The 14,297-nt window shown below is 58.7% G+C and carries 12 protein-coding genes; 3 read left to right on the top strand and 9 right to left on the bottom strand.

The genetic code is table 11. The features are described 5' to 3' along the window. The 7 genes from RAD15_RS24990 to RAD15_RS24960 form a co-directional block, all read right to left on the bottom strand. Nucleotides 1-277: thiolase family protein (locus tag RAD15_RS24990; RefSeq protein WP_458180833.1), on the bottom strand; the 277-nt coding region annotated here is incomplete at its 3' end. A gap of 12 nt (nt 278-289) precedes the next feature. Then, nucleotides 290-1,066, bottom strand: a complete 777-nt coding sequence (locus RAD15_RS24985) for an enoyl-CoA hydratase/isomerase family protein (protein WP_458180832.1) — start codon at nt 1,064-1,066, stop codon at nt 290-292. After that, entirely contained in the window at nt 1,063-2,130 is a 1,068-nt protein-coding gene (locus RAD15_RS24980) for a phosphotransferase (RefSeq protein WP_426411896.1), read from the bottom strand. Before RAD15_RS24980 ends, RAD15_RS24985 begins: the two co-directional genes overlap by 4 nt. After that, complete coding sequence (locus RAD15_RS24975) at nt 2,127-3,302, bottom strand: acyl-CoA dehydrogenase family protein (RefSeq protein ID WP_234684967.1); 1,176 nt, start codon at nt 3,300-3,302, stop codon at nt 2,127-2,129. Before RAD15_RS24975 ends, RAD15_RS24980 begins: the two co-directional genes overlap by 4 nt. Continuing rightward, nucleotides 3,299-4,060: a 3-hydroxyacyl-CoA dehydrogenase gene (locus RAD15_RS24970; protein ID WP_234684966.1), complete on the bottom strand. Its 762-nt coding sequence runs from the start codon at nt 4,058-4,060 to the stop codon at nt 3,299-3,301. The genes RAD15_RS24975 and RAD15_RS24970 overlap by 4 nt, the downstream gene beginning before the upstream one ends. A 133-nt stretch (nt 4,061-4,193) precedes the next feature. Then, the gene (locus RAD15_RS24965; RefSeq protein ID WP_198033740.1) at nt 4,194-5,345 is read right to left on the bottom strand and encodes an acyl-CoA dehydrogenase family protein; all 1,152 of its coding nucleotides are present in this window, start codon (nt 5,343-5,345) and stop codon (nt 4,194-4,196) included. Between the two features lie 369 nt (nt 5,346-5,714). After that, complete coding sequence (locus RAD15_RS24960; protein WP_375865986.1) at nt 5,715-6,386, bottom strand: TetR/AcrR family transcriptional regulator; 672 nt, start codon at nt 6,384-6,386, stop codon at nt 5,715-5,717. Between the two features lie 248 nt (nt 6,387-6,634). Here RAD15_RS24960 and RAD15_RS24955 point away from each other — a divergent pair, with 248 nt between their 5' ends. From RAD15_RS24955 to RAD15_RS24945, 3 genes are all read left to right on the top strand, one after another. Continuing rightward, complete coding sequence (locus RAD15_RS24955; protein ID WP_458180831.1) at nt 6,635-8,176, top strand: acyl-CoA synthetase; 1,542 nt, start codon at nt 6,635-6,637, stop codon at nt 8,174-8,176. A 99-nt stretch (nt 8,177-8,275) separates the two neighbouring features. Beyond that, nucleotides 8,276-9,463 carry a diaminopropionate ammonia-lyase gene (locus RAD15_RS24950; protein WP_458180830.1) on the top strand — a complete coding sequence of 396 codons (1,188 nt, stop codon included), beginning with the start codon at nt 8,276-8,278 and terminating at the stop codon, nt 9,461-9,463. A gap of 500 nt (nt 9,464-9,963) precedes the next feature. Further along, nucleotides 9,964-10,872, top strand: coding sequence for a LysR family transcriptional regulator (locus RAD15_RS24945; protein WP_049823368.1), 909 nt, complete (start codon nt 9,964-9,966; stop codon nt 10,870-10,872). A 340-nt stretch (nt 10,873-11,212) separates the two neighbouring features. Here the strand turns inward: RAD15_RS24945 and RAD15_RS24940 are convergent, their stop codons facing one another. Together RAD15_RS24940 and RAD15_RS24935 are read right to left on the bottom strand one after the other, a co-directional pair. Next, nucleotides 11,213-11,737, bottom strand: coding sequence for a hypothetical protein (locus tag RAD15_RS24940; RefSeq protein WP_458180829.1), 525 nt, complete (start codon nt 11,735-11,737; stop codon nt 11,213-11,215). Between the two features lie 1,271 nt (nt 11,738-13,008). Further along, nucleotides 13,009-13,581, bottom strand: coding sequence for a GNAT family N-acetyltransferase (locus tag RAD15_RS24935; protein WP_027544434.1), 573 nt, complete (start codon nt 13,579-13,581; stop codon nt 13,009-13,011). Nucleotides 13,582-14,297: the final 716 nt, after the last annotated feature.

The raw sequence follows: 14,297 nt of genomic DNA, 5'->3' as shown, positions 1-14,297 counted from the left end.
GCGAGCTGCCGCATTGCCGATCGATCGTCACGGCCGGAACGGATTCCGGGAGCTTGGAGGCAAGCACCGCATTCCGCCCGAAGGCGAACGCCTGCTCGCCGGCCTGTGTCACGCAACCCAGGATCACATCCTCGACGGCGGCCGGGTCGATCCCCGACCGATCGACGACCGCGTTAAGTGTTTCGGCAGCCATGTTGGCCGGATGCCAGCCGGCAAGTTTGCCGTTACGCCTGCCACCAGCTGTCCGTACCACCTCAACGAGATAAGCTTCTGCCATCGCCTGATCCTTTCATCCGTTTGAATTGCGACGAGCGGCGAATGCCGCAACACGACGGCGCGACTCGTCGGAGCCGCCCAACTCGGCGATGCTTCGCATCTCCCGATCGAGGTGCGCCTCCAACGTGCTATTGTAGCTTTCGAGCAACAGACCGCGCGCGGCTCCAAGCGCGGCTATCGGTTCTGCGACGAGTTTTGCAGCGATTTCGGCGCCCGTGGCGGCCAATTTCTCGTCTTCGACGGTCCGCGTAACGAGACCAATCCGCTCTGCCTCGTCGCTCGACACGCGACGGTTGGACAAAATGATCTCCTGAGCTCGCCGAAGGCCAACGACCCGCGGTAGCAGCCAGCTCATTCCTCCGTCCGGGCTGAGACCCGACGCGGTATAGGCAGCGCTAAAATGCGCTGAGCGTGCCGCCAACGCGAAATCGCCGATCATGGCCAAGCTCATGCCGGCTCCGGCTGCGGGCCCGTTCACGAGCGTAATCAATGGCTTTCGCATGCGCATCAGGCGCACGATCGCGGCATGCAAGGTTCCGGCTAGATCCCGCAGGAAGGCCGGCGCGTCGGCGCCGGCTGCGGCGAAGGCACCGACGTCTCCGCCGCCGCAAAACAGCTTTCCTCGCCCCGTCAGAATGACGCATCGGATATCCGCATCGTCGTCGCAGCGTTCGGCGGCCTGCAAAAGGGCGAGCGCCATCGCCGGGTCAATCGTGTTGCCGTGGTTCGGGCGCGACAACGTCAACTTGACGATCTTTTCGGCGCAGGAAAACTCGACCGGAGCGCTCATGTTAGATTCTCCAATGCGCGAGCAGCGAGCGCCGCCAGCTCCGGAAAGGTCTTCCCCCGCTCGATAGCCTGGGTCGATGAGGCCGTACCGCGCAGCGCCCGGCCCGCAATGCCGTGCATGATTGCCGCAAGCCTGAAGAAGTTGAATGCGACGTAGAAGTGCCAGTCTGAAATCGCTTCTCGGCCGGTCGCGCGGCAGTACCTGTCGATGTATTCCGCTTCTCCGGGGATGTTGAGCGCGGCCAGATCCGCTCCAGCAAGACCGGCGACGATATGAGGAGGCATACGATACATGATCGCGTGGTATGCGAAGTCCGCAAGCGGATGTCCGAGAGTCGAGAGCTCCCAGTCAAGCACCGCGATCACCCGCGGCTCACTTGGATGAAAGATCAGATTGTCGCAGCGAAAGTCGCCATGGACGATGGAGGCCTCGTCACCCGACGGGACCATTCCCGGAAGCTCCTTGACGAGACGATCCATGTTTGCGTCGCGCCCGGCTTCCGGATCTTCCTGATACTGTCGCGACCACCGGCTGATCTGCCGCGCAAAGTAACTGCCTGGCTTTCCATAGTCGCCCAAGCCGATCGACGCCGGGGCAACGGAGTGGAGTTGCGCGATGGCGTCGCACATGGCGTGGAAGTAGAATGGGCGCGCTTCTCGGCCCACTTCCGGGAAGGTGGCGTCCCAGAAGATTCGGCCCTCCACGAGCTGCATCACATAGAATTCGCTTCCAATGACGGACGTGTCGGCGCAATAGCCGTAAATGCGTGCCACAGGAAACCCGACCTGCGACAACGCGCGCTGTACGCGCGCCTCGCGATCGACGGCGTGCGCTCCGGACACCAATGGACCCGGGGGTTTGCGCCGGAGCACGTAGACGCCGTCTGCGGATTGAAGACGGTAAGTCGGGTTCGACTGACCTCCCTTGAATTTCGAGACGTTGAGAGGTCCTCGAAACCCGTCGACATTAGCCGCCATCCAGCGCGACAAGGAGTCCTCGTCGAGGCGATAGGCATCGGATGGCTCTGCCAATCCGAAGTTGGCGGCATCGTCGAGAGCGCTCATGGGTTCGCCTTCTGCCAGTCGCGCTTGATCTTCTTGGCGAGGGACCATTTGTGCACCTCGGTGGGACCGTCGTAGATCCGAAATGCACGAACCTCGCGGAATACCTGCTCGACGATCGTTTCGTTGGTGACACCCGTCCCGCCCATCACCTGAACGCAACGATCCGCGACCCGCATGAGCGCCTCGCTCACGGCCACTTTTGCCATCGAACTCTCGTTTGTTCCGAGCGATCCCGTGTCCAGGATGCTCGCACACCAGGAGATCATCAACTCAGCCTGTTTGAGGTCGATCTGGTTGTCGGCAAGCATGAAGCCAACTCCCTCGTGATCGATGAGCGTCTTGCCGAACGCCTGCCGGCGGTTGGCGTACCCGGTCGCGATCTCGTTCGCGCGAATGCAGGCGCCCAGCCAGCGCATGCAGTGCGACAACCTGGCCGGCGAAAGGCGGATCTGCGCATATTTGAAGCCCTCACCCGGGTGTCCGAGCATTTGATCGGCCGGGATGCGCAGATTCCGGATGGTCAGGACGGCATGACCGCCCGGCATGGAACTGTCGATCGTGTTGGGCACATGGTCGATGGTGATTGCTGGATCAGGCAAATCGACCAGGAACATGCAGGCGCCCTCCTCGGCCTTTGCCATCACGATGCCGACCTTGGCTCCGCGAGCACCTGTGATGAACGCCTTGCGCCCGTTCACAACCCACTGGTTGCCATCCGGACGGCAGGTCGTGGTCATCATCGATGGGTCGGACCCTGCTCCCCCCTCTTCGGCCGGCTCGGTCATGAAAAAGGCGGACCGCGCGCGACCCTCAATGAGCGGTTTTAGAAAGCGCTCCTTGATCTCCGGCGAGCCAATTTTGCCCAGGAGGTACATATTGCCTTCGTCGGGAGCCGCCGTATTGCATGCGAGGGGGCCAAGTGGCGATAGGCCTGTCTTGGCCAGGACGATTGCGGTTTCCGCCTGCGAGAGATGCGACCCGTCGGCCAGGATGTGTGGCGTCAATACGCCCGCATCCCGCGCCAGTTCTCGCAACTCGATGACCAATTCGTCCTTGGGACAGTCATGATGATCACGGCGAGGATCACGCTCGAACGGGACCACGACATCCCGAACGAAGCGCTCAACGCGATCGGCAATCTGTTGAGTACGCTCCACGCCAACCCCGCTCATTTGGGTGCCATTCGGATTGCGCCATCGAGGCGGATGGTTTCGCCGTTGAGCATTGGATTGGTGACGATGGACTCGACCATCTGAGCGAATTCGGACGGATGACCGAGCCGGCTCGGAAAGGGCACCTGCTTGCCCAGCGACGTCTGCGCCTCTTCAGGAAGCGACATCAGCAGTGGTGTGAGAAAGATGCCTGGCGCAATCGTCATCACCCGAATGCCATAGCGCGCGAACTCACGCGCAAGAGGCAGCGTCATGCCGACAATTCCGCCCTTCGATGCTGAATAGGCGGCTTGGCCGATCTGGCCATCGAACGCAGCAACGCTGGCAGTGTTGATGATGATGCCCCGTTCCTCACCGTCCGGCTCGGCCGTATGAAGGCGGGCGGCAAACTTCGACAGCATGTTGAAGCTGCCAATCAGATTGATGTTGATGGTCCTGGCGAAATCGCACAGCGGAAGCGCACTGCCGTCTCGACCGATCGCCTTACCGGGCGGGCCGAGGCCGGCGCAGTTGACCAGGATGCGCCCCTTACCGTGCATGCGCTCTGCTGACTCGAGCGCCTGTTCGACGCCGTCCTCGTCGGTCACGTCGACCTTGATGAATTGCCCGCCGATCGTCTTGGCGTGAGCCTCTCCCAACTCGGCGTTAAGATCCAAGATGGTCACCTTGGCGCCCGCCGCCGCGAGTCGCTCGGCCGTGGCGCCTCCGAGACCGGAAGCGCCGCCCGTGACGATTGCGGCTGTTCCCTCTATATGCATGCACCTTTTCCGTTTTCTCGAGGTTCAAATTTCGATGGCCATCGCCATCGCTTCGCCGCCGCCAATGAGCGTACTTGCGTAGCTTGCGATGACGGCTGGATCTGACACGGAGGCTCCTCAGTGCACTTCGTTGTTAGTCGCGCGCTGCCGCGGCCCTCGCGAGGTCGCGCGCAATGACCATTCGCTGGATATCCGATGTGCCTTCGTAGATCTGACAGACGCGCACATCTCGATAGATCTTCGCGATGGAATAATCTTCCAGATAGCCGTAGCCGCCGAAGGTCTGCAGCGAACCCGAAACCACCGCCTCGGCCGTTTCGGAGGCGACGAGCTTCGCCATAGACGCTTCCTTGAGGCATGGAAGAGCTGCATCCTTCATCGCGGCGGCATGCAACACGAGCTGATGAGCGGCCTCCAGTCTTGCGGCGAGATCCGCAAGACGAAACCCGACGGCCTGATGCGCGATGATTGGCGACCCGAAACTCGTTCGCTCGCCAGCGTACTTTACCGCCGCGTCGAGAGCGGCGCGTGCCATTCCCACGCATTGCGCCGCAATGCCGATGCGGCCGGCCTCAAGATTGGAGAGCGCGATGGAGTAGCCGGCACCTTCCGGACCGAGCCGCATTGCATCTTCGACGAAAACGTTGTCGAACCGAATGGCACAGGTGTCGGATGCGGCCTGCCCCAGCTTGCGTTCGATTCTCTCGACGCTGTAGCCAGGACTGTCGGTGCGGACCAGAAAAGCCGAGATGCCGCGCTTGCCTGCAGCAGGATCGGTTACGGCGAACACGATCGCAAGGCCGGCAGTTCGCCCCGACGAGATAAACTGCTTCGCTCCGTTTAGATTGTAACCATGTCCCACGCGAACAGCCCGGGTCCTCAATGCGGAGGCATCCGAACCCGCTCCCGCCTCGGTCAGTGCGAATGCGCCAATCATTCGGCCAGAGATGAGCGAGGGCAGAAATCTTGCTTGCTGCTCCGGCGTGCCGTCCTTGAGTAAGCCTGAAACGACCAGACTGTTTTGAATGCTCAAAATGGTAGATAGCGCACCGTCGGCCGCGGCGATTTCAACAAGCGAGAGTGCATAGGATACGTAGTCGGCGCCGGCTCCTCCGGCCGCTTCGGGCGCTGTCATTCCCATAAGTCCAAGGCTCGCGAGCTCCTCAAACAACCGCGCGGGGTATTCCTTGGCTTGTTCGTAGTCGCGAGCGAAGGGCGCAACGCGCGCCTGCGCGAACTTGCGCACTTCGTCGCGAATAGCGGCTTGCGTTTCAGTCAGGATCACGACGCGCGCCTGTCGATTTTTCGCCAAGACGAGCCCAGGACAGCGAGCGCGACTGCGCTAAGCACTAAAGGGAAAGACAATGAAGTGCTTGGCTTCATTACATTTTTCGCCGAAATGACCGGCTCCTCCCTGCTGAATTTCCGCGTTTCTGTCCCGGCGCTTAAAAGTGATATTGATGTCATATTACTGCTAGGCCACCTCGTCAAGCCGGCTCCATGGAGCGCAGGGCCAAGTCCGTCCACCTGGCTTTTTATTGATGATTGTCAGCGCTCGAACGCTGGTCGCGATCACTGGGCAGATTTGATGAACGAGCAGCGTCACGCCTGCTTGGCTGCGACACGCGTGCTCGCATCAATGGCAGAACGGATGCTAGTTGGGAGCGGCGGGATCGTCTTTGGCGGTACCAAACACGCCTCGATACCAGACCTTTGCGCAGTGTGTCCCTATGTGCGCAATCTCCGCGTCGCTTGGATCTTCCGACGCGAGGTCAAACTTCATATAGGCAACCTGCTCCATCGTGGCGCCGAGCACTTCAGCAGCCATTTCAGGATCGAGTTCACGGCTTAGTTCGCCCAATCCCTGAAGGCGAGTCAGCCAAGTCGCGGTGCGCCTTACGAAGCGGCTACGTTCGGTGACATAGAGAGAAAGGAATGTTGCTTTCTCTCCGCGAGCTGCCGCCTCGCGCATGACGCGCAACAGCTTGCGATGTCGGGCATAGATCTTGAGATAAGCGATGGTATTCTCAACGAACTCGGCTTCGGTTGTCTGCAATGAGCGGCCCGACCTTCGCTTGCTCGCGACGTAGATCTCGTCGACCAATGGCTGCAAAACGGCGAGCAGAATCTCGTCCTTATTTCGAAAGTGCCGGTAGAAGTTGCCGTAAGACGTTCGAGCGATCTTGACGATGTCCTGGACCCGGGTGGCCTCGTATCCTTTGCGCGCGAATACGCGTGCCGAGGCGTTCAGCAGGCGCTGACGCATCGCCGCCCCCTTCGCGGTGGCAGGGGCTAACGGCTCCAACGCAGAATCGGTCTCCAGCATTTGCCACCCATAGCACCGCGGCCGCTTGACCACCAGCTCGGAACCCAGTAATATGACATCAATGTCAGTTATTGACTAGGCTCGAATCGTCATCAGTTCAAGGGCCGGGAGCTGCAGAGCTCGCCCGGCCCGTCGATGCAGCCAGTACCCCCGTGGAGGGGGGCGCCCTCGGGTGCTCGGCGCGGCAATTCCGTTCGAAATCCAAATTTCGCCTCTCTGTAGGAAAGGCGACATTCAGGGATGTGTTGATGTATCCGGGCACCCACGCACTAACAAATCCGGACCGCCCTGCCCTCATCATGACGGCAACCGGTGAGATCGTGACATACGCCGAATTGGAGGATCGGTCGCGACGGGCTGCAAACTGGCTCTTCGACGCCGGCTTGCGGCCCGGCGACGTTGTGGGCGTACTCTCTGACAACAGCCCTTGGATTTTCGATATCTACTGGGCCACTCAGCGCTCGGGCCTATATCTATTGCCGATCAATTCTCGGCTGAGCCCCAGTGAAGTCGACTATATGCTCGAAAATTCCGGCGCGGCGGCGTTGTTCGTCGGACGTGGTGGATTCGAGACGGCATCAAAAATCGACGCCCACGAAAAACTAAGGCACCGCGTTTGTTCTGAGGGAAATCTGTCAGGTTACGAACCGTACCAGCAGATACTGGAAACCGCTCGCGCCACGATCCCGGCGTCTCAACCGCGCGGCGCCGACATGCTGTACTCTTCCGGCACGACCGGGAGGCCAAAAGGCGTCAGACATGCGTTGCCGGAGCGACAGATTTCCGACCCTGGCGATACAATGGTGCAGATGTTTTCGTCGAATTTTGGCTTTGATGAGAGGACAATCTATCTGTCCCCTGCGCCTCTCTATCATGCAGCGCCGCTACGAACCTGCGCGACCGTCCAGGCGCTGGGTGGCACCGCACTCGTTATGGACAAATTCGATGCCGAAGCCGCTTTGGCTGCCATCCAAGACTACAAGGTGACCCACAGTCAGTGGGTGCCGACCATGTTCGTGCGGATGCTCAAATTGCCCGAGTTAGTTCGGAATCGATATGACGTGAGCAGTTTGCAGATCGCGATTCACGCTGCCGCACCATGTCCCGTTGAAGTCAAGCAAGTGATGATGAAGTGGTGGGGGCCGACCTTGTGGGAGTACTACTCCGCCACCGAAATGAACGGGATGACCGTGATCGGCCCCGACGAGTGGCTCCGGAAGCCCGGCTCCGTTGGTCGCGCCGTGCTCGGGAAGATCCACATCTGCGATGAGGAAGGTAGCGAACTTCCAGCCGGTCAGACGGGTACCATCTATTTCGAACGCGACAGGATGCCGTTCGTCTACCATGACGAGCCGGAAAAGACGCGGGCCGCGCAACATCCGGCGCATCTGTCCTGGACCACTGTCGGCGACATCGGACACGTCGATGCGGACGGCTACCTCTTCTTGACCGATCGCAAGGCGTTCATGATCATCTCAGGCGGGGTCAACATCTATCCTCAAGAGATTGAGAACGTTCTGGTGCTGCATCCTGCTATCGCGGACGTAGCCGTCATCGGAATCCCCGATCCTGATATGGGCGAACAGGTCAAAGCCATAGTGCAATTGCTGCCTGGCACGGAAGGCAGCGAGAACTTGGCGGAAGAAATCATCGCCTTCGTGAAGAATCGTGTTGCCGGCTACAAGGCGCCCCGCAGCATCGATTTTGTGCCTGAAGTCCCGCGTTCACAGACGGGCAAGCTCATGAAGCAGGAGTTGCGTAATCGGTATTGGTCGGAGAAGGCAGCCTGACATAAAGCGCCTGGAATGGAATGAACCGCTCTACTCAGCGGCCTCGCCAATGCCCTGTCGTATGTATGCCGATGAATTTGGTCAACACAACACAACGCCATGCTGCTCCGCAATACGCTCAGTGACTATCGCTTGCCGCTCGATTCCTCAGATGCCGATGCTCTCGGCATCGAGGGGGCCCTGGCAGTGGAGCGCTTCCTCCAGCATAGGCAGGGGACCGCCCCTACCCCGATGGTTTCACTTCCTGCCCTTGCCCGTCGTCTGGATGTCGGATCCATCCACATCAAGGACGAAGGACAACGACTGGGTCTCGGCAGCTTCAAAGCACTGGGGGGAGCCTATGCGGTCATACAGCTTGTCCTTGGGCTCGCGTCGCAACGATGGGGCCGTCCAGTCGACATTTCTGAGTGGCGCTCACCGGAAGTCGCCACAGTCGCCGCCGGAATAACCCTGACGTGCGCCACGGACGGCAATCACGGCCGATCGGTTGCACAAGGCGCCCAACTCGTCGGCGCAAACTGCGTCATCTTTGTTCATGCTGGAGTGAGTGACGAACGCTGCGGAGCTATCGCGAGGTATGGCGCCCGTATCGAACGTGTTCAGGGCAACTACGATGATTCCGTTGCGTCGGCATCTAGACTCGCCAGCGAACGGGACTGGATTGTGGTCTCCGACACATCTTGGCCAGGCTACGAACGGATCCCTCACCTCGTTATGCAAGGTTATACAGCATTACTTCGTGAGGCCCTTGGCGCACTGCCAAAGCCTCCAACCCACGTGTTTGTCCAGGCCGGTGTCGGCGGCATCGCAGCGGCGACTGCCGCTCATTTTTCCCTTGTATTCGGAAAGGACAGACCCTTCTTCACTGTGGTGGAGCCGGATCGAGCCGCCTGCCTTCTCGAGAGCGCAAAGGCCGGCAAGATCGTGAAGGTGCCGCACGACAGACCAACCGTCATGGCGATGCTTGAATGCTACGAGCCATCACTTGTTGCCTGGCGCATTCTCTCGCGCGTTGCCGATGCCTTTATGACCGTCGAGGACGACGAGGCGGTTACGATGATGAAGGCGCTTGCCTATCCCGTCGACGGGGATCCGGCGATCGTCGCCGGCGAAAGTGGCGCAGTAGGTCTCGCTGGATTGGCAAAGGTGGCGGGTGATCCAGCGTTGCGTTCGGACATCGGGCTCGACTCAAATGCCCGTGTCTTCCTGATCAATACCGAGGGCGCGACTGATCCAGCGCTCTATGAGAAGCTCGTGGGCGCTCGCCCCGAGGACGTGACCGGCTGAACCGACGAAGGAGAGCACATAGCATGCCGAGTTGCCCGACGTTTATGTGGTTTGCAGTGGCCGCGCGTGACTGCTCTGTCTGCGGCGGTCGCGATGAGACAGGGCTTTCGGTTTTTCACATGCCTTGCAACCACCGGCCATTGCATGTGGATTTCAAACACGATTCTCCACTCTGGAATGGTTCGCGATTCCTTCGCCGGCTTGCAGCTACAGTTGATAGCTGCAGTCGCCCGCTCGCGTTTCGCGCCAAACCCAAAGCGAAGTCGGAGGGCCCCACGACTCTACGGAAGCAAGTAGCTGATATAGAAGCGGCAGGCGTTCGCCGGATCGCGCACGGCAAACCTTGGTATAGCTTTTCCAACCCTTTGTATGCAGCAGTTCGTCATCGAACTGCTATGTCTTAACTCTAACACTCCATCTAAAATTTTGCCGCACTCCCGTGAGCAGGTAAAATCGATTGTTTAGATGAAGCACATCCACACGATGGATAAATTCGCACCATGCGTTTCAACGGCCTTGATCTAAATCTTCTCGTCGCGTTCGACGCTCTCATGACGGAGCCGAACCTCACCGCGGCGGCGCGGCGAATCAACCTGAGTCAGCCGGCCATGAGCGCCGCCGTGGCCCGGTTGCGCGCCTATTTCCGCGATGAGCTCTTTACGATGATGGGCCGCAAGCTTGTGCCCACGCCGCGAGCCGAAGCGCTTGCTGCCCCGGTTCGGGAGGCTCTGTCGCACATCCAACTCTCCATTATCTCCCCCGACGGATTTAAGCCGGCGCAGTCGACTCGTCGCTTCAGGATCATCCTGTCAGATTTCATGATGACCGTGTTTCTTCGAAAGGTCGTGGACCGCGTCGCGCAGGAAGCGCCCGCCGTCTCCTTCGAATTGCTGCCACCCGAAGAGGACCCCGATCAACTTCTCCGGCGGAGTGAGATTGACTTCTTGGTTTGTCCGGAATTGTTCATGTCGCACACGCATCCCAAAATGCCGCTGTTTGACGAAAGATTCGTGTACGTCGGCTGTCCCAAGAACAAGCAGCTAGCTAAGCCGCTTACATTGGAGCGATACTTATCGATTGGACAGGTTACGGCCAGGTTTGGGCCGACGATCAGACCTTCGTTCGCTGAATGGCTTTTGCTCGAGCATGATCTCAAGATTCGCGTCGAAGTCGCTGTGCCGGGCTTTAGCCTGATCCCACCCCTGATATTGGGAACTGATCGCATAGCGACAATGCCATCGAGGATGTTCAAGCATTTCAAGAACACGATGCCCTTGCGAACGATCCAAGCTCCTTTGCCGGACTTTGCGTTCACCGAATCCGTCCAGTGGCCTGCTCTTCACAACGCTGATCCGGCGAGCATTTGGATGCGCAACATTTTTGTGCAGGAGGCGTCCCGCATCGCATGAGTTCGCCTGAACTTGAATGCGCGGCGTAATCAACCACAGCACGTGGTGATCCACGATCTATCGAGTCACCGACTTGAGACGCATACGCATCCGCGTGAGCGGTAGCCTGATTGGCTTATTTTGGCTGCCAGTGCTTGAGCCAGGCGGGATCTTCGTTGTCTATCCGGCCGACTTCGAGCAGGTTGTTCATACCGAATTCGGTGGAGGCTGCGACACCCCTTTTCTCGGAAAAGATGGAATCGGATGACGCCGTCCTCGATCTCCATTCGTCGACGAATCCCGCAGCCAGTCTTCGTTTCGCCGAAACACAACACCCTTCGCGAAAGGCGTCGCCTGATCATCAACGCCGGTTCGTGCTCGGTTCGGAGATCAGTGGCTTACCCCCGACCGAGACCGGCCCTTCTGGCTTAGCGGGTTGGACGGCTCGCTTGGCCGGGCTCGAAACGGGATGGGAAGGCGGGGGAGAAGAAGGCGCGAGAAGAACGGGGGCAGCGACGGCCGGTTTCTGCAACAACTCAATTCTCGATGTCAGCGCCTCGATCTGATCTGCCATGCGTTTCAAATCGTCCTGCTGCGCACCGATGTTACGATTGATCTCTCCAATTTGATCACTTGCCTTCTGCTGCTCGGACCGAATCTCCAAAAGTGCCTCCCTATCTTCAGGTGACAGGCCTGTCGTTGGGACGACTTCATGAGCCGACGGCTTCTCGAAAAACTCTTCGACACTGATCCAATAATAGGCTGCTCCGGCGCACAGGCCGATGGACACCGCCACGAGCGCGAAGACCGACGCAAAACGTCTTGACGACCTGTGCAAGACAGAGGGTGGTTCCAAGCTGCTCACTTGATCAATCACATTCGTCATCCCTGAGCCTGCCATTCTCATCCGTGTTGGTTTTTCTCGTGACGCGATAAAGGGCAATGGTCAAGAGCATCCGGAGCCGAGCGCGCAGCCTTGCGCAACTTTGTCTGAGCGCATGGTTTTATCCCATAAGGCGCATTAACAAGCCGGCGCGGCGAGGCCCTGATACCCATATTTCCTTGAAACTGAACGATCCGAAGTTGCGATTCAAAGAGTGAGCGGTGCCAAAGGGAGTTGCCATCTTGGCAAGATCGCTCTCGTCGAGCTCCAGTGATCTCCTTGCACGAGCGTTATTGGGAGCGCCTGTCCGCTTTCAGCGCTTCTTCGCCGCAAAACGGTTCGGAGCTGTTCGAGAGCGAACCAACAGCAGGGCTGTATGCCTCGCTATCCGATATTTAGATATCCAGTCGTGGCTTGCACGGGGGCCCGTCGAGTTCAGCCCGTTGTCGCGAGATGCCGGTATTTTCGCGGACAGTCAAATGCAGCTTTCCGCTTGCGCTTTGGCCTGCGAATCGGCGGCTGCATGAAAGAGATCGTGGGTTTCACTCCAGCGCGCCTCAATCGTTCAACGCTTTCTTGCGCAAGACGCGGTATCACGCACAAATGCTGCATCGTGAATAGAAAGACGCAGACTCCAAACCCGGTCTCGAGCCTAACTTTATCGCGACATTGGATAACTTACGTTGTGGGGCCCGCTTGTGCGCAGGGCAACCGTTAACTCGCGTCCTGATCTCGTCTTCAGGGTGTGTGCATTTCATTTGAAGACTCGGACGCCCGAAGAAGAACGCAAGGTGGTAACATAATTGATCGTGGGAGAGGTCGAACAGGTGTCTATAGAATGCGAACGTTCGGCAATCATCTGCCACCGAGGCTTTTGATCGCGGCCCGGGACTCCCTTTGCCGGAATTTACCGGCGTATGGGCTGTCTTCGCGAGATCGGTATTGCATCGTCATGCCGCCATAGGGACATCATACGCATTCGCCAGCGCAAGGATCGATCCGATGGCAATTGATCGTGCAGGCCGGCCCAATTCGCAATGGAGTTGTCCGAAATAGAAGTCACCGTCGGAGTTCTGGCCTGCAAGAATGGCTCGGCTGAGGGCCCTCCACGTTTGCAGGCTTCAATTAAAAAGCCGCGAAGGGCTTAGCTAGGCATATGCTCGATCCGGTCGTGTAAGACGCCAATGAGCATGTCCGCCTTTCCCCGTGAGAGATCAACCTCGCCTGGCGGCACGACATAGCCGCCACAATCCACCGAATGCGCTACGCACAATTTATGCAACTCTTGCATCGGATGAATTCGGGATACGGCGCCGCGGTGTGCGTCGCCGCCGAGGATCTAGCCCCGATGGGGCCGCAGGACTACCCTGCCCACGTGGACCAGCTAAGCCGTGCAATGGCAATTTGAGACGCGGGCCAATCTCTGAGAAGCCGAGCTTCAGGTACAATGCTGAGTTGGGACTGCGGCTCCACATCGGCTGCCTTGGCGCCCCGACTTCAAGTTGGCCCCAGCCTTTTGTCGCCCCAAGGGTAACGGCTGCGTCGATGAGCGCCATCGCAACACCAGATGATCGCTGGTCAGGCACCACGTAGAGCTCAGTGATAATGCCGTAGGTTCCGCGCGCAAAGAGGGCGGCACTTTCCGATAGCATGATGAGGCCGACGGGGCGTTCCTCCGTAAAAGCAAGAAACCCCGAGATGCGCTCTTTCATGGCCAGCAGGTCGGCAACCAGTCGAGTATCTACTCCGGCCTGCACGTGACCGGCCCCAAGTTCGGCAAGCAGAGCACTGACCATCTGAGTCACCGTTGCGGCATCATCGACGGACACCTCACTCGTCTTCACCATGTCAAATCCTCCACCACGTGGTTCAGCGGCAGCAACGGAGACAGAAGCTCCCGCAGCCATCAACTCAAAGTAGATATGCTGTTACTTTGAAAGTCCAATGACGCTTTCGTTCACACCATTGAGAGGTCGCTAGATTTTCACTTGGCGCTTAGCTGATGGTTCTGGCTCAAGACATAATCGAAACCTGCCTTCCCGCTGATCTACGCGAGCTTTCGATTGTAATCCGGCCTCAAGCTAGAGCGCTGTTTGGCCAACGCAACGGCCTGGTCACCAAACACATTCCGCATTCGATGCGGCGCCCCTATGAGTCGTTCGGTGGAATCCTGCTTTGCTTGGCGAGCTAGATGAGCTCGATCAAACTGGCGGCCAATTGACGCAGGTAGCATTTTGGTCCATGCGAGCGGGCCGGCGGGTGTTTAATGCGACGCCAAACAATCGTTTAAGTGTTTCACGATCGCCGGTGTCAGCACGAGGACACGATGTGAATTAGGTCAACAAAACGGCACGCATGTCGCATCGTGCCGGGTGGATCGGAGTTGTGGAGTTCGTCGAAGACATCATTCGATCTCATCAACCCACCACTATGAACGAACCGGTTGGCACCAATAGTCTCTGAGAATGAACTACGGCGCGAGTCGAAGACGCACTCATTTTTGTCGTGGTTGAAAAACCAGCTTTCTTATATTTTGCGACGAACGGATCGTTTGTTTCCTCGA

The organism is Bradyrhizobium sp. 14AA (assembly GCF_054185205.1).
This window is presented reverse-complemented; position numbering and strand designations above follow the sequence as displayed.